Source organism: Bernardetia sp. ABR2-2B (genome assembly GCF_037126435.1).
Lineage (GTDB): Bacteria > Bacteroidota > Bacteroidia > Cytophagales > Bernardetiaceae > Bernardetia.
The window spans coordinates 5,012,227-5,028,515 of record NZ_CP147020.1 but is presented as its reverse complement, the minus strand read 5'-3'; the positions used below and the strand labels follow the sequence as shown (position 1 = coordinate 5,028,515).

14 protein-coding genes are annotated in these 16,289 nt (G+C 32.8%); 9 read left to right on the top strand and 5 right to left on the bottom strand.

Annotation, left to right across the window (positions count from 1 at the left end):
- Nucleotides 1–135: 135 nt before the first annotated feature.
- From WAF17_RS21155 to WAF17_RS21120, 8 genes are all read left to right on the top strand, one after another.
- Complete coding sequence (locus WAF17_RS21155) at nt 136–3,495, top strand: hypothetical protein (protein ID WP_338764157.1); 3,360 nt, start codon at nt 136–138, stop codon at nt 3,493–3,495.
- On the top strand, nt 3,492–5,057 hold the full coding sequence (locus WAF17_RS21150; protein WP_338764154.1) for a hypothetical protein: 1,566 nt from the start codon (nt 3,492–3,494) through the stop codon (nt 5,055–5,057). The genes WAF17_RS21155 and WAF17_RS21150 overlap by 4 nt, the downstream gene beginning before the upstream one ends.
- Nucleotides 5,058–5,063: 6 nt before the next feature.
- Nucleotides 5,064–8,765: a hypothetical protein gene (locus tag WAF17_RS21145; protein WP_338764151.1), complete on the top strand. Its 3,702-nt coding sequence runs from the start codon at nt 5,064–5,066 to the stop codon at nt 8,763–8,765.
- A gap of 4 nt (nt 8,766–8,769) precedes the next feature.
- Complete coding sequence (locus WAF17_RS21140; protein WP_338764148.1) at nt 8,770–9,072, top strand: hypothetical protein; 303 nt, start codon at nt 8,770–8,772, stop codon at nt 9,070–9,072.
- Nucleotides 9,053–9,847 (top strand): hypothetical protein, encoded by a 795-nt coding sequence (locus WAF17_RS21135; RefSeq protein WP_338764145.1) that lies wholly within the window; start codon nt 9,053–9,055, stop codon nt 9,845–9,847. Before WAF17_RS21140 ends, WAF17_RS21135 begins: the two co-directional genes overlap by 20 nt.
- 12 nt (nt 9,848–9,859) lie before the next feature.
- Nucleotides 9,860–10,459 carry a hypothetical protein gene (locus tag WAF17_RS21130; RefSeq protein ID WP_338764142.1) on the top strand — a complete coding sequence of 200 codons (600 nt, stop codon included), beginning with the start codon at nt 9,860–9,862 and terminating at the stop codon, nt 10,457–10,459.
- An 84-nt stretch (nt 10,460–10,543) separates the two neighbouring features.
- Nucleotides 10,544–12,181 (top strand): hypothetical protein, encoded by a 1,638-nt coding sequence (locus WAF17_RS21125; protein ID WP_338764140.1) that lies wholly within the window; start codon nt 10,544–10,546, stop codon nt 12,179–12,181.
- Nucleotides 12,182–12,299: 118 nt separating this feature from the next.
- On the top strand, nt 12,300–13,121 hold the full coding sequence (locus WAF17_RS21120; protein WP_338764137.1) for a hypothetical protein: 822 nt from the start codon (nt 12,300–12,302) through the stop codon (nt 13,119–13,121).
- A 1-nt stretch (nt 13,122) separates the two neighbouring features.
- Here the strand turns inward: WAF17_RS21120 and WAF17_RS21115 are convergent, their stop codons facing one another.
- Nucleotides 13,123–13,506, bottom strand: a complete 384-nt coding sequence (locus WAF17_RS21115; RefSeq protein WP_338764134.1) for a hypothetical protein — start codon at nt 13,504–13,506, stop codon at nt 13,123–13,125.
- Between the two features lie 126 nt (nt 13,507–13,632).
- Here WAF17_RS21115 and WAF17_RS21110 point away from each other — a divergent pair, with 126 nt between their 5' ends.
- Nucleotides 13,633–13,839 carry a hypothetical protein gene (locus WAF17_RS21110; RefSeq protein ID WP_338764131.1) on the top strand — a complete coding sequence of 69 codons (207 nt, stop codon included), beginning with the start codon at nt 13,633–13,635 and terminating at the stop codon, nt 13,837–13,839.
- Between the two features lie 43 nt (nt 13,840–13,882).
- Here the strand turns inward: WAF17_RS21110 and WAF17_RS21105 are convergent, their stop codons facing one another.
- From WAF17_RS21105 to WAF17_RS21090, 4 genes are all read right to left on the bottom strand, one after another.
- Nucleotides 13,883–14,275, bottom strand: a complete 393-nt coding sequence (locus tag WAF17_RS21105) for a hypothetical protein (protein ID WP_338764128.1) — start codon at nt 14,273–14,275, stop codon at nt 13,883–13,885.
- 126 nt (nt 14,276–14,401) lie between these two features.
- Nucleotides 14,402–14,818 carry a hypothetical protein gene (locus WAF17_RS21100; RefSeq protein ID WP_338764125.1) on the bottom strand — a complete coding sequence of 139 codons (417 nt, stop codon included), beginning with the start codon at nt 14,816–14,818 and terminating at the stop codon, nt 14,402–14,404.
- 16 nt (nt 14,819–14,834) lie between these two features.
- Nucleotides 14,835–15,413 (bottom strand): hypothetical protein, encoded by a 579-nt coding sequence (locus WAF17_RS21095; protein WP_338764123.1) that lies wholly within the window; start codon nt 15,411–15,413, stop codon nt 14,835–14,837.
- Nucleotides 15,414–15,449: 36 nt separating this feature from the next.
- Complete coding sequence (locus WAF17_RS21090) at nt 15,450–16,247, bottom strand: hypothetical protein (RefSeq protein ID WP_338764120.1); 798 nt, start codon at nt 16,245–16,247, stop codon at nt 15,450–15,452.
- Nucleotides 16,248–16,289 lie beyond the last annotated feature (42 nt).

Here is a 16,289-nt window from a genome sequence, read left to right as displayed (position 1 = left end):
AAGGACTGGCTGCACCTGCCAAAAACAATAATCTTAGACATTTAAGATTGATACAAATTTGAGTAAAAAATATCTCAAAGCCTGTCGTTTTAACCGAATACAAAGAATGGAGGCACATCAGAGTATTTTTGTGGTATGGCAGATTTCGCAAAAATACTATCAGAATTTGAGTTTAAAGTAGATGATACGGCAATAAAAAACGCTGAAGAATATCTCAAAAAGCTCAACAAAACCATCAACGAATCAAAAGAAGGTTCTTTGGAGTGGACTGAAGCTATGCGTAAGTCTGAAAAGCTACAAGAAAAACTAGCTAAAGCTGTAAGGGCAAGTGAAAACAGCATAGATGGATTAGAAAACTCTATTTCTGACCTTACAAAAGCACAAAGAAAATTAGATTTATCTACCGAAAAAGGAAGGAAGCAATTTAAAGATTATGAAGACCAAATAAACAAGAAAAAGAAGTCTTTAGATTCTTACCAAGAATCATTAGGCAAGACTTCAAAAAGTAGCAACGGACTTGGCTCAAGTTTGGGAGGACTTGCTACCAAAGCAGGTTTAGTAGGAGCTGCTTTATTTGTAGGAGAGAAGGCTTTAGAGTTTGGACGTTATTTAGTAGATATTGATAAAAAATACTCTACTCTTTTTGCTACTGTACAACGTTTCTCTGGATTACAGGGAACAACTTTACAAAACGCCACTAGCGATGTAGTAGCACTTGCAGAAACGTATGGAAAAACAGAAGATGAAATTCTGAAATCTACAAAGAATTTTGCTGATGCTTATGGCATTTCTTTTACTGAAGCATTGGATTTGGTAGAAAAAGGTTTTTTGAAAGGAGCAGATACAACAGGAGATTTTCTATCTCTTTTAGAAGAATATCCTGTTCAATTTAAAAATGCAAATGTTTCGGCTCAAGATTTTATTAAAACTGTTTCTACTGGCGCACAAACAGGTAGTTCGTTTATTGCAGACAAATTACCCGATACCATTAAAGAGCTAGGCTTAAGGCTTCGTGAGCTAGATAAAGCTCAACTAGAAGCTCTTAGTCCTTTGGGTAAAAATTTCAGTAATCAAATTCAAAAAGACTTAGCAAAAGGCGAAAAAGATATAATCTCTATATTCAAATCTATAGTAGATGAAGCTCAAAAAGTAGGTTTGACTACTCAACAGACTCAAAAACTTATTGCTGATTTGGGTGGTGGTGCGCTTGAAGATTTGGGAGGGTTAGAAAAAGCGTATGAATTAATCACAAAAGCTCAAAATTCAAATCTTGACTCACTTGATGAGTTGGGTAAAAAACAGCAGAAAGAATTAGAGACTGCTCGTAGATTAGCAAAAGAGGAAGCTGAACTAGCAGCAACTTTTGAAGGTTTGAGTAAAAATATAGACGAGTTCTATAAAAACGCAAAAGCAAATGGAATAGAATTTCTTAATTCTGTTATTCAGACTTTAGATTTATTTGATGCGATTGTCAAAAAATCAGTTTCTAATAACTTAGCAAATGTAAATAAACTAACTAGAGAGCAATTAGAAGAACAGATAAAAGATAGAGAAGCAATATTAGAGCGACAACTCAAACAAGCAAAACAATATGAGAAGCTCATCGATGAAACTTACAATCCAATAAAATTAGTAAAATTCAGAAATGAAGCTGACGCATTAGACAAAAGTATAAAACTTCAAGAAGAAACATTGAAGGGTTTGCGTTCTGCTCTAGGATTTACTTCTTCAAATATCGATTTGAATACAAAGGCATCTAATCAAAATAATGATGCAAAAAAAGAAGGTAATAAACTTACTGATGACCAAATCAAAAAACTAAAAGAAGCAAGACAAGCTCTATCAGATTTGACACAAACATTAGAATTTCAGCTTCGTCAGAATAAAATTGATTTATTACCAAATAATGAAGAAAGTTTAGAATTACAATTTCAGTTAGATACAGACAAACTATTGTCTGAGTATAGTAATTCTATAAAAGAGTTTAAAGAAAAAGCTAAGTCAGCAGGACTTTCAGAGGTGGAAATTGAGGCAGGTATAAGGCTTCGTGAAGACTTACTAGCTAGTCAGATTGATTTGACAGAAAAAACACTTAGCAAAGGCATTAAGAAAATAGCCAATGATATTTCGGCTGCTTTCTTAGAAGTCGATAAACTTCGTGTTGCTCGTTTCAAAAAAGCAAATGATGAGATTCTTTCAGATACCGAGCGTTCTGAAAGTGAGCGTTTACAACTTTTGGCAGCTAATACACAGGCTGAAATAGAGTTGCTAGATAAGGAACAGCAAGAAGCTAGAAGGTTGCTAGATGAAAATATTGAAGATGAAGAACTCAAAAATATTCTTTTTGAAAAACTTGATTTAGAGTTTGCTGCCAAACGCAAAGACATCTATTCTCAAACGGCACAAGATGTTCAACAAATAAATTTGGATAGTGTTGAAAATGCTCGTTCTATCGTGGAAGATGGATTGGCTTTGGAAGAAGAACTTTTGCGTGAAAAGTTATTGACAGGCGAACTAACAGAAAGGCAATATCGTGATGCACTTCTTGAAACTCGTAAGTTCAGAGTTGAGCAGCTCATCGAAACGCTAAATAGTGAAGAAGAATTAGAATCTACTAGCGCAGCTCGTAAGCGTGAGATTGCTATTGAAGTTCAGCAGCTTCGCAATGATTTGTATGAAGAGGATGTTGAAAATCAAAAGAAAGCTGAGGATGAAAAACAATCAAAGCTACAAGAAACACTAGCTATTGTAGAGGAGACTTTCGGCGCTATCTTTTCAGTTTTAAATGAATTAGTTTCTCAGCAGATTGAAGCACTTGACGAGCTTACAGATAGACAGCGTAAGCGTGTAGAAGATGCTGAAAAAATAGCAGAAAAAGGAAATGCAGCACTTCTTGAGCAAGAACAAAAAAGACTTGACGAGCTTGAAGCAAAAAGGCAAAGAAGTGTAGAAAGGCAAAGAGGTATTGCAGCAGCCGAGGCTCTCATAAATGCTATCTCTGCTATTGTACAAGGAGCAGCTCAAGGAGGTTTGGCTGGTATCGCTGCTGTTATCGGAGGTGTAGGAGCTGGTATAGTTGCTATTACTCAAATTGTTTCTGGCGCATTTAAAGATGGTGTTGTTGATTTCAAAGGTAAGGGAGGAGAACGTTCAGACTCTAATATTGTAGCTATTTCAAACCGTGAATCTATCATTACAGCAAAGGGTACTCGTAATGCAAAAGGAGCTTTAAAACTCATAAATGAAGGCAAACTAACTGATAGAGATATTTTTAATACACCAAACTACACGTTAACACCTGAAATGTATATGCCAGTTGGTGCTGATATGCGTGGAATGGAAGAGCGTTTAGATATGCTAAATACAAAAGTAGAGGGTTTGACTGAAGCTGTGAAAGTAGATGTTCAAAATAATATGGGTATTTCCAAAGAAGGTGTTTTTGAAATGACTTCTAAAGTCAAGAGAAAAATAGAAAGGAGGAATACAAAACGATGAAAGTATATTTAAACAATATATTACTCTCAAAATCTGATTATCAAACTAGCGATTTTACAAAAGAAATTGCTGCAAGAAAAGATAGACAGACAAGCGTAACTCAAGAGTTCACTTTTTTTGGAGTGGCTTATGATATGATTTTTGATGAGTTGATAAATGATTCTTTAGGTCAAATCAAAACACTTTCTATTAAGATAATAGACGATTGTTGCGCTCAAGATGTTGATTTTTTTATTGGAGAAATAAGAGGTGATGCATTAGAATGGTGTGATAACGAATGTTCTGTTACAGCTGTGGCTTACGAAAAAACAGAAGAAGATAAAATAACACTTTGTTTACGTCAGCATTTTATTGGAGATGGCAATAAAATCAAAAATGAAAAACATCCTCTTATTCCTTATTGTAATGAAGGAAGACCTCAGTTTTTACACGATGTAATTATCGTTTTAGGATTGATTGCTATTCTTATTCTTACTGTTCTATCTCCTGCTATTACTATTATTGCTGTAATTGTTGGAGCTATTTCAGACTTGATTGGAGGTAGAGAATTAAATGTAAAAAAAGAACTTCGTTTGTACAGCACGCTCGTAAATGAGTTAAAGAAAGTAATGTTTCCTTGCAATCGCAAACATCCAAGCCCATACATTCGCACGTATTTACAAGACTTCTGTGATACATGTGGTGCGACACTTTCAAGCACCATTTTTAATAGTGTTGGTAGTAAGTATTACAATAGTATTTATTTCGCAGCACAAACAAAAGAAGGTACAGAAAGAAATAGTTTTACAGGTGTAATTCGTGAGAATTTGCCTCTAAAAACTGCTGAAGATTTTTTGAATGATTTTGCTACAATGAATATAGATTGGAGAGTCGTCGAAACTCCAGCAGGTTATACACTCTTTGTAGAACGTAAAGATTTTTTTGATACCACTGAGCTATTAGAACTTCCTAATGATACTGTTACATGCTATCAAACATTAGATGAAAAACCTCCAGCTTTTGCCTTTGTGCAATTTTTAGAAGATGGAACTGACTTGGTTGGAAACGAATCTAAAGGCGAATGGTATAGGCATATTCAAGAATGGAATTTGCCAGTTTCTGATTTACAAGAAGGAAAGAAAGAGTATCCAATTACTTTCAGTCCACACCGTCAGATTGGAGATAAAATAAGAAATACGGTATATGAAAGATATGATATTTTTCTCTTGGATTTATTCAAAATAAATACAGGTAAGTATAAAAATTGGCTATTACTTCATAATGGGATAGCCTTCAACCCTAAAATTTTAGACTGGAATGAACGCAGAAACATCATCAAAGACTTCAACAAAGCTTGGTACGCTGAGAATGTATATAATGACTTTCTAGCAATCGATAATCCACGCTCAAGTGGCTATCCAAGATTCTCTTTTACATCAAAATTTAATTTGGATTGTGAGAACTATCAAACTTGGTTAAATGCCAAAGATAAACAAGTCAGAACAGGCTTTGGAATCGGAAAAAACTTAAAAATTGAAATCAACGCATCTGCAAAAGAAATTACAGTTGCAGGAATAATATAGTAGATTATGGCTTTAATACTTAATGGAAAATCTTGGCAGGATAAAGATAGTTTTTTAACTCCAGTTACTACAGGTGTTCTGAATGGATCATTTGGAGAAGAAAGAATATTGACTTTAGATTACTCTTTTGACCAGTCTTTGAATGATTGTGAAATATATTTCAATCCTGCGCTTTTTGTAGAACAAGGTATAATATTAGAGCAAAGTCAAACTTTGCCTCCTGATATAAGCTATTGGTATAAGGTAACGGCTTCTACAACTACAGGAGTAGAACATACAATGAATTTGCTAAATTCAAACGCAAGTGAGCGCAATAGTTCAGTTACTTTTGAATTAAACGCTGATAGATTATCGTTCAAAATTCGTCTTACTTGTTTTCTTACTGCTGATATTTTGACTTTTTTAAATGATAATGGCATTGATAATTCTATTCGATTACTAGGAAACACTAAAAATGCTGCTGAATTAGAAAACTTAGAAGATTCTGTTTACAATTCCAACTCAAAAGGAATTGGAATACATACAGGAATTAAAGTGCCTGAATTATCAAGGTTGTGTGGCACGAAGGGAAATAGAGGAAAAGATGGAATAACTGAAAATAAATACATTGCAGAAGGAGAGCTTTTTGCTGTTAGATTTCAAGCGTATGGAGTTGTTGATAAATTAGAAATATTTGTAAATGGAAACCTTACAGCAAGCTCAGGTGTAAGTGCAGGAAATAACTTCGGTGCAGTTGATGGTTTTGACGGTAATGCAGGTGCAGGTTATCCGTTAGGAAGTCATCCAAACCCAGTTGTTGTCCCTAACCCTAATTTTTGGTTTATTGGTCAAAATGCAAGCCCTTTTGATGATCGTTTAGCAGACTTTATAGCAAATACAGGTATTTCATCAGCTACACTTGGTAACTATCAGCAAATAATTTGGGTTAATTGCCAAGCTGGAGATGAAATAGTTGTGCGTGTGGCTGGTAAGTCTGGAACTGCTTGGGAATATGAAATATATTGCCCACAACCTACTTCAATAATACCAAGTCGATACGAATATTCAGATGCATGGATAAATGCTGAATTTGTCTTTTTGAATGAAGGAACAATGACAAATCCTGTCTTTGAGCTTTCAAGAAATGGAGATATAGAAACTGAATTTGCAACTTTTGAAGACACTGATGTAACTCTTAGAATTGACCATTCAAGTGCGATTTCTAACGCAAAAGTTTGGGTTATTGATGCTGATAATACAGTTCAAAGGCTAGATTTTAAAAAATCCTATGGTTATCAGCCGACAAACTATTTTTCTGTTCCTGTGCCTGTAAATGTTGGAGGGAATACTTACGAAACATCATTTGTTATTGATAAAAATAGACTGAATAGTGGAGGTAGATATTTCATTATTGCAGTTTATTACGATTCTGCAAATGAATATGTAGCTTCATATATAAGTGATGCTATTCTTGTAACTGATGTGAAGTTTTTAACTCCTAGCATAACAGGTACAATATATAGCCTAGTAGCTAATTTCTTTACAAACTATTTAGAAGTTTCTCCTTTACAACGACTTTGTTGCGAAATCACTTTAGATAAATATACAGGATTTGATGCTGCATATTTGGGAGGAAATGTAAAAATCGGAGGCGAAACATTTAATTTTATTGGCAAAAACAACCAAGGTAGTTTCGAAAACTCTAATCGCTTTGTTTTTTCAGATTCTTCTGGCTCTCTAATTATTCGTTTTTATTTAAGAGTAAAAGAAGAATGGCAAAACTCCGAAATTGACATATTATGGAATATAAACTTTAATGTAGAATATACTACCATTGCTTTTCCACAAAGAATTTCTGTTACACAAATGGAGCAAAATAAAGCAATTCCAAATTTGACAGAAATTAAATTGTATAAAAATGGAGTGGAATTATTGGAAGAAGGAGATACAGCTTGTGATGCTAATTTCCTGCGAGTAGAAACCATTAAAACAGCCGAAAGCGTAAATTATGCACAAGCTGCTATTTGGAAAGATGAAAATGGCAATGTATATGAAGAGGAGGCGTGGAGTCCTATTTCTGTTTTTACTCAAGCTAGTAATGCTTTCCAGTCAGATGTAGAAATACAATTTGACACTGTATTGCCTGATAATGTTGTAAATCATAAAATTACAAATGAAGTTACGACAGGAGAAGTTGGAATGATAGGTTATCCACCTCCTTTGCCTATATCATTTATTCGCCACCCTTTTCAAGCTACTACTAAAACAGGACGTAATGTCGTGTTTGAAGCTGAATATGATTATGGTGCAGGGAAAAGTTTTGCAGCCGTAAACGGTTTTGAAAGCGATGATTTCTTGTTTAGAGTTGGTACAGATACTACACCTCTGAACGCAAATGATAATGCTTGGGCTGCTTTTTCGGATTTGACTTTTGCAGCTTTTGCAGCTCTTTCTATTACAGCAGGAACAAGGATAATGGTTCGTTATATAGGAACGCAACCTGCTGAAACGGAACAGTTGAATATTGCAGGGTATTTAGAGATGCGATTTAGCGAAGTGGCAGTAAATCCGAAAACATTAAATATTCCAGTTGAATTGAATATATCTGCGGGCGATATGATGCTTTTCACAGGGTTGAATATGAATTTCACATTTGTTACGTATATAGGAGGCACAGCAACATCATCATCTGCAAAAAGAACATTTACAGAGATTGCTGATAATGAAGATTTGGTAACTTACTCAAATGGTTTAGGCGGTGCAAATAGTCCTAATAACTCTTTTGTGCCTCATCTTTATTTTGCAAGAACAAGCACAACAGCTATAAGCGTAAGTCTAACAGTTAATCAAATAGAAGCTCCAAATGTAGAAGTAGGTTTCCCTGCATTGCCTCTTTATAATTTCGCTTATCCAATTACAGGAGATGGGACAAATGTACAATCTTGTGAACCTGATGGCGTAAATGATTTATTTGAACAAGAAAATAATGATTTTAAAAATCTTATTGATTTTGCGTCCATACTAAATGATAAATATATAAATATAGATTTTATCGTTAAAATTAAATTAGTTGCAGGAGGGCAAAGAATAATAAGTTTTTCTAGCACTGATGGCGCAAACATAAATGCTAGATTTATGCTAGTTACAACATTTAACATAAATGCATCTACACAAGGTTTTGGCTTCTTTTTACAAACAGGTGTAAGTGCTCTTTCGGGAGGAGTTCAAAGTTTGAGATGTATATTTGAAACACCTTTAGCCGAAAATGGAATCTATAAATGTTCAATGTCAATAAAAAAAATAGGTAATACAACAAATGCTTTAACTACATTTTCAGAACCTATATTATGTGTAAATAATTTATTCTACGAAGGTGTGATAAGTAATTCAGGAACACCATCAGCCCCATTCCCTGTTTTAACAGGAAGATTAACAGATATATTAGAATTTGGAACTTCTAATAATAATCAGCCAACTAATTTTGTCCCAAAATCTATTAGAGAATTAGGTATATCTATTTCAGATAATCCTATAAATAAAGAATCGATGGCAAGTTATTTTTTGGATGCAGATCAAGTTGATAGAAATCAACATGCTTTTATATATGATAACTTGCAAATTAATGTAAACCCATCTTATAGAGAGATAAATAATATTGGTACATTAGGAGACACTACAAATAAATTAATTTTAAAGAATTTTAAAAACTTTACAAACAATTTGTTATAAAAATATGCAAACAGAAGAAAATAACTTATACATACTAATCCCAAACAACGAAGTACACAAAAGATATTTTCGTATGTTTGGAGAGACTTTACCAAATGTTGGAGGTAATAAAGTAAAAATTGATCCAACAGAATATCATAAAGGTTGGTATGGAGACTATATACAAATTGAACTAAGAGAATCTGTATATTTAGAAAGACAGAAAGTAATACAAAAAATGAATGCTATTGTCTGCGAAAGCGCAGAAGCATTCTTAAAGAAATTCCCACATCCTAAAATTCAAGGCGATGGCGACTTTTTCATATAGTCTAACAGACACTAAAATAGAAACTGGAACAGTTACAAGAACTAGAGATATTACAGAATTATACGAATGTGTAAGCATTACACCTTGTACTTCTTGCCCTCCTTGTATTCGCTACAAAATGCCTTTTTTGGATAGCGATATTTTTACTATTGCAGTAGATTTTAAAATAGTAAATGTTCGTTTGAAAAGGATAGATAATAGTCTTATTCAACTTCAAAACTCTTGGGCTTCCAACAATATACTTACCATTACTTTTGCTGATATTCCTAGCAACGAAAGATGTTTTTATATAGAGTTAGAAAGAAAAGATGGTTCTTTCTGCTGTTTTGAGTTTGCGTATGAAAGAGTAGGTGTCGATTGCCATGATAGTACGATTCTAATAAGCAGCTATTACGACACTAGCGATTGTTTAGGGAATAATTATACAGGCAGCTATTCTAATCAAATTCGTATTTATGCGCTCTTAGAACACGTAGCAAATGAATCTGAAACTGTAAAAAGTGATGATAAAATCATATCTGAAGAAATAAGAGATGTCTATCAACTCTCTTTTAATCGTCAAGGATTCGGACTTATTCCAGGGACTTGGTTACACGCTCATTTTACTAAATCAGTGATGCGTGGAGCTGTCGTTTTAACCGAAACAGTAGATAAGCATTTTGAATTTGAGAAATTTGAAGGAAATATAGAAGCAAGTCAAAACGTGATTAGCGATTGGTATCCTGTACTTAGATTGAAAACATTGGCTTGTGAACAAGACTTTATTTGCACTTAAATTTTTACAGCTATGTTTACAGTAGATGACATTTCAAATAATACTTGTGCAGACAACTGTACAATAGACGCTTTCACAACAACGATTGTACCCTGTGATGCAGAAACCCTAGAAGTAGGAGCTGAAACGGTAATCGGTTTTTTTCATTGTAATCACGAAGCAACATTAGCTTGGGCTGCCATTGCTGATTTTCAAGCTGATATTACAGCAGGTGATTTGAAAGTTTTGAAAGCAATTACCAAAGCTCGTCCGAAACAAACACCTCGTACAATCTCACGTGGAACAGGATTGAATGACGTTGAAGTAGGAGCTAACTTGACACTAACTTATGAATATGACAAGCGTCAAGCAACTGCAACAGAATATGATTTCTTTAATGAAATGAAACGTGTTGCTAACAATCGTCAGCTTCACATTTTCACAGTTACAAAAAATGATGATTTACGCCTTTATCGTTGTGAAATTTCTATGGCAAATACAGGAGATATTGCAAACGAAGGGGAAATTGAAAAGTTTGAAATCGTTTTTGATTTAGTTTGGGATGGTGTTGGAATCCCTACTCCAAGACGTTTAGCAGGTTTGTACAAGGCACTTGCTGCTGTAGCGTATTAAGAATTTTTGTTTTGGTTCATTTTTTATTTTTTAGTCAAAAGTCCGTACCACGATGTGGACGGACTTTTTTATTAGAACAAAATTATGTTTGATTTAGCAACTTACTTGAAGTCTTTCGAAAGCGATAAACGCCCTCCTGTTTTTGATAAAATAAACAAAGACTATGAAAGGGCTATAATACATACGCAAGGAGAAAGTATTGAGCCTCTTTTGAAGAACTATCGAATTACAGAAAAGAATTCAGTTTTAAAAAGGAGAATAGAACTCTATGAGCCTATTACAGAATATGCTTTTGGAGACACTTTACGAGCTTTAAATAATGCGCTAGATTATAAACTTATAAATATAGAGTGCAAAGAGGATACAACTCTTTACATGAACGAAATTTCTTTTTGGCAAACTCTATATAATAAGATTATACCAACAACACTTGATGATCCAAACGCTTTTGTAGTTGCAATGCCTCAATTTATAGACTCTAGCAAACCACTAGCTGTTCAGTTTTGGATTGTCAATTATAAAAATGTTGTAGATTTCTCTTCCGAGCATATTGTTTTCAAAAAACAAGTAAACCAAGATTTTACTCTATATTATATAGTTACTAAAAATTACGCCACTCGTTTTTACAGAAAAAATAGTAATTGGGTAGTTGCTAATAATCCAAATGATCCAAATTATTATTTCGTAGATTTTTCAGAAGCTCCACTCAAAAATATTCCAGCCAAAAAGTTAGGTGGACTGTTAAGAGAAAAAGATGGAGTGAATTATTATAAATCATTCTTAAGCCCTGCATTTGCTCACGCAAATCTAGCTACAAAAAACAAGTCGGACTGGCAGCTTGAGATATTAGTTCATCACTTGCTTACGCTTATGAAGCGCAAACCTTGTGATAACGATTCTTGTAACCAAGGTTATATCTATGAAGATGACCAAAAGAAACAATGCCCAACCTGTCAAGGTACAGGCGTTCAAAAAATAACATCTAATATAAATGATGTGATGTATCTTGATTTTGAACATCAAGACTTTATGAATGATATTTCCATTGAGGATATAGTAAAATACGCTACTCCTCCAGTAGAAGGTATCAAAATGAAAGATGAGATTATTGAAAGAGATTTAGCGAGAATGGAAAAAGCTCTCAATATCAATGATATTTATCTCAATCAATCAGGAGCTGCAAAGGACCTTGATATGAAAGGTAAAGATGCTCTAGTCAATGTGATTGGTGAGCGTGTTTTTTCTGTAGTTGAATTTTGTTTTCAAATCTGCCAAGATTTTAGAAACATTCTAAATAAAAGAGAAATTGTAAGGGTTACAATTCCAGACGATTTCAGAAAAGTAACTATTTCTGCTCAACTTGAGATTATTTCCGAACTCAAAGAAAAAGGAGTACCTCTTTCTGTTTTATCGACTGCGTATAGAAAATTATACAAAATGATGTATCAAAAAGATTTAGTAGCTTATAAAATAAACATCTACCAAATCACTTACGACAAACTACATCTTTATGCTTCTGTAAATGAAAAAAGATTGGCAGCCAGTAATGATGAAGATTTTGAATATTCTATACAGCTTTCTCCTGTTTTACAACAAATCGCATATCGTGATGAAATGGGGTTTTTGAAAATGAATGACAGCCAAATTACAGATGAAGTAAGTAAGCTGATGAAGCTACCTCAAACTGTACAAGAAAGAGATGATTTAGGCGAGTTGATTTAATGCGTTTTAAGCTATTAAAATTAGCAGATATACATTATATCAAAAAAACAAACAAAGTTTATTAGCAACTTGCTAAACTTTTTTTAGAGTGCGTTTTAATTGCTAATTATAATAGACGATGAAAAAATTATTTGAAGAAATAGAAGTTTTGATAGAATTGCTACTTCGTGATGCTAAAAAAATTGACAAAGAGTTGATGAGTGAGGTAGAAAAACTGCTCAAAAAATTAGAATCAGACAACGAGAATAAATATACAAAAAATTCATCAAACAGAGAAGCTATTTTAGAAGCTGTTAAAAAGCTAGAGAAAATAGCAAAATCAAAAAAGTTTGAGTCACTTACTTCACAGCTTTTGAGTTCTTTTGATAAGATAGTAGAAAACAATCAAGCCATACATGCATCTCTTAATAAGATAGAATTTACTGAAACTATTATTAATAATATAGCTAAATCAAAAGAACTTGCTGTCAATGCCGTATCTGCTAGTCTTTCCACTTCAAATGTAAATGCCAATGCCATTGCTCCAATCCGACGTATATTATTAGAAAGTATAGAGCTTGGTTTTGGTACGCAGAGAGCTACCAAACTATTAAGAGAAAGAATTGTAGGAATGGAAAGTGAAGGAGCTATTGGAAGGTATGTCAATCAAATAGCTCGTGATGCTCTTTATGAATATGATGGAGTTGTAAACCAAACTATAGCCATCGAATACGATATGAATGCTTATAGATATGTAGGAGGATTAGTAAAAGACTCAAGACCACAATGCGAAAAATGGCATAGAAAAAAAGTTCTCAAAATAGAGAACTTAGATAAAGAAATAAAATGGGCTTACAGAAATGGCAGTGGAATGAAGCCAAACACAAATGAAAATAATTTCATTGTAAAGCGTGGAGGGTGGAATTGCAGACATAGAGCCATACCTATTATAATAGAATAATCTATTTTATTGATTCTATATAACCTCCACGACTTTCATTTACTAAAAATTCTACTAAAGAAATATTTGATACAGTAATATTGACTTTTTCATTTATTTCAAAGTAACCAAGCTTAAAGTTACCTTTAGGTGTATAAATTTTTATTTCTATACTATTATCTTCTTGATAAAACACCCTAAAATTAGCCATTTCAAAGCTAACTACTTTTTCTATAAACATTAGGTCATTTTCCTCATCATGCTTTTCTATTGGGTAAATTTTCAAGTTAAAAACTTGTAAATTAGTCTCTTTCTTATCTGAAACTATTTTCAAAGAAGAAACTGAAGGAGAAATATGATTATCAATAATATTAATATCTTTTATAGATATAGGTATTAAACACATATAATTTTAATTTAGGTTGTAAACAAATATAATATTTTTTTTAAAAAAAAGTCTAGAAACTCGTAACCATTCCCTTTGTGTATCGTGTACACAGTGTAATTAAACGACAACCAAAACTTTTACATTATGTACATTACAAATTTCAATGAAAGAGAAATAGAACTCTTAAAAAAATCACTAGAATCTACATTAGACGTTATTAGAGAAGCTAATAACAAAACCTCAAAATTAGATTTAGATTTTCATAAGAAAAGAAAAGCTAAAAATAATCAGATGTTAAATTTAATTAGAGAGTATGAAGATGTACTCATAAAAATTGAAAAAGCTGATTAAAACAAAAATCCCCTGCTAGTACCATACTAGCAGGGGATTTTTTTTAACTTTCTATTATTGGTTTATCATAAATCTTTCTTAAAAAATCTACTTCTCTATGCGCCATATCTTCTTTCAAAAACTCTTTATCTATCAAACCAAATTGTATGTTTTTTTGATGAAGCCCTCCACTATCTAAATTTACAGAAGAAGAGTAATCACTTTTTATTGGCAAAAATTGTAATTCAGTTACAATTCTTGTATTTGATATTCTACTTGTATATAGTAATTGTAATCTTACCATATTACTATCTAAGAACTGTCTTTCTACATAAACTCTTTGATTTGGGAATTTTTCAACTTTATGATTATGACTTAATATAATCATAGAAAGATTAGGAAAATAATCTTTTAAGTATTCATATAGCTTTCTAAGCTCTTCTAATTGTAGGTTCATAGTTTTTTATTTAAATAATAAGCTAAAATTATCAACAAAATCAAATATAAATAGAATTTTGCAAAAATCCCCTGCTAGTACCATACTAGCAGGGGATTTATTATTCAACTTAACTACTAAAACGCACTAAGCGATTTTTTTCAAATCAAGTTTTTCTAATTTTAATTGAACTTCTTTTGCTTTTTTGTTACCAAACATAGAACGAACTTTTAAATAGAAAGAGAATATTTGAAGCAATAATCCAAATATATTTTCCACTAAGACTTCTGTTTCTTCATTCGATAAATCAAATTCATTTTTAAAATGAATATTGATTTCTTCTTTTTCCTGCTCATCCAAATCCAAAGCCTCTTGTCCAGCATCTGAAAGTTTGTTTACAGCTCCCAAGCCTCCATTCATAAGAGCAAACCAAATAATACCCATTATTTCGGTTCTTGAGAGTTTTCCGTCAGCAGCTCCTTCTTCTACTTTTTTTGCGATAACAACAAGGAATGTGAGCAAGAAAATCAAATTTGCAGTACCTAACTTTTTAGGAGTTTCCATAATATAAATTTAAAGATTAAATAAAAATTTGTAATCGTAGCCTTTTCGCTACTTTTTTTGTTTTTACACTACTCCAGCCCAAAAGCTCTGCAAGTCTATTGACAGATGCTCTACGTCCTTTTACCTCAACTTGAAATTTGTATTGCTTATATTTTTGCCTAAATAATCTGTTATCAACCTTTTCCTTCTCACACTTTTTTATGAGTTTTTGAAGGTTTTTACCTGATTCTTTATATTTTTTTTCAGCTTCTAAAATTTCAGAAGTTTTCGTTCGGTTTGGTAAATCAACTAAGTAAAACTCAGACAATACTTTTTCTGTATCGACTTTTGCAGGGACAAGCCCTTCTTTTTGAAGAATCTTCTTGCACCAATGCCAGTCCAATTCTACTATTTTAGAGATTTTATTGATACTAAAACCTTGATTAAATAAAAAGAATATTTTATCATTTCTTTTTTTTAGCTCAATTTCTCTAACTGCTTTTGTCTTTCTCTGAAATGTCCTAATATGAACATTTTTAAAGCAGCTTCTAGCAGGTTCTCTTCCAAACAACATCGCTGTTTTGGCAATCGGATTTTGAGTAGCGTAAGTTTTCATTTTTTATTTTTTAGTTTTTTTGTTGCTGGTCATTTGTCAGACGCCTGGACTTGGATCATTGATTTGATGAGCAGTTGCAGGTATTGGAGGTGTATCCAAATTACCTCCTCCTTTTGCATCTGTGCTTTTTATGAAGCCAAGAGTCTTAGCTTCATATTCTACGATGTCGTCCATTGTAACTAATTCGGACGAAGTTTCGCCTCCTATCAAATCGCTCTTAAACTGCTTTTTGCCATCTTTATAAGCTACTTGCTTTCCGTTTTCTTCTTTAAATTCATACTTATCTAAAGTATTAGAAATGAAAGAATCAACAAGCCTTGAGCTATTTGCCTTTGCAGCGTCTGTTAAGTTTAGTGATGTTAGCTTATTCATCGCAGCGTAATTTCTGTCAAGACGCTGTTTTTGCAATTCAGATTGATTCTTGATTTCATCAATAGTAGTTTGAACCTCAACATCTTTTTGCTCAAGTAATTTTTTGGTTTCTTGAAGCTGAGTTTGTAATTCTGAATTAAGTTTTGAAAGTTCTTGCTTATCACTACCAGCCGATTTAGTCAGATGAGAGCTTGTAGCAGAAATAATTTTTTTGATGTCTTTTTCTTCATCAATGCCCTCAACGCCCAAGTTTGCAGCTTCTTTGCGTAGTTTACTTATTAGTAAACTTTCTCTTTTTTGAGCAGCTTCTTCGATGATTGTTTTTGTTTTGTTTTCGTCTGAAAGTATAGAAGTGATAATTTGATTCTCATCAATTTCTATACCTTCATCTGATTCAGAAACACTACCACCAAGCCTTTCCCAAATAGTTTTGAATTTTCTATATCCTTTTTCGTAATCCAAAATTTATAAATTTTAATGTGGAAAAATATTTTCTAACAGGCT

Coding starts and splice junctions, on each gene's coding strand:
- WAF17_RS21130 (WP_338764142.1), top strand. CDS start 9,860: ATGTTTACAGTAGATGACATTTCAAATAATACTTGTGCAGACAACTGT.
- WAF17_RS21135 (WP_338764145.1), top strand. CDS start 9,053: ATGGCGACTTTTTCATATAGTCTAACAGACACTAAAATAGAAACTGGA.
- WAF17_RS21145 (WP_338764151.1), top strand. CDS start 5,064: ATGGCTTTAATACTTAATGGAAAATCTTGGCAGGATAAAGATAGTTTT.
- WAF17_RS21110 (WP_338764131.1), top strand. CDS start 13,633: ATGTACATTACAAATTTCAATGAAAGAGAAATAGAACTCTTAAAAAAA.
- WAF17_RS21125 (WP_338764140.1), top strand. CDS start 10,544: ATGTTTGATTTAGCAACTTACTTGAAGTCTTTCGAAAGCGATAAACGC.
- WAF17_RS21105 (WP_338764128.1), bottom strand. CDS start 14,275: ATGAACCTACAATTAGAAGAGCTTAGAAAGCTATATGAATACTTAAAA.
- WAF17_RS21150 (WP_338764154.1), top strand. CDS start 3,492: ATGAAAGTATATTTAAACAATATATTACTCTCAAAATCTGATTATCAA.
- WAF17_RS21140 (WP_338764148.1), top strand. CDS start 8,770: ATGCAAACAGAAGAAAATAACTTATACATACTAATCCCAAACAACGAA.
- WAF17_RS21115 (WP_338764134.1), bottom strand. CDS start 13,506: ATGTGTTTAATACCTATATCTATAAAAGATATTAATATTATTGATAAT.
- WAF17_RS21120 (WP_338764137.1), top strand. CDS start 12,300: ATGAAAAAATTATTTGAAGAAATAGAAGTTTTGATAGAATTGCTACTT.
- WAF17_RS21100 (WP_338764125.1), bottom strand. CDS start 14,818: ATGGAAACTCCTAAAAAGTTAGGTACTGCAAATTTGATTTTCTTGCTC.
- WAF17_RS21155 (WP_338764157.1), top strand. CDS start 136: ATGGCAGATTTCGCAAAAATACTATCAGAATTTGAGTTTAAAGTAGAT.
- WAF17_RS21095 (WP_338764123.1), bottom strand. CDS start 15,413: ATGAAAACTTACGCTACTCAAAATCCGATTGCCAAAACAGCGATGTTG.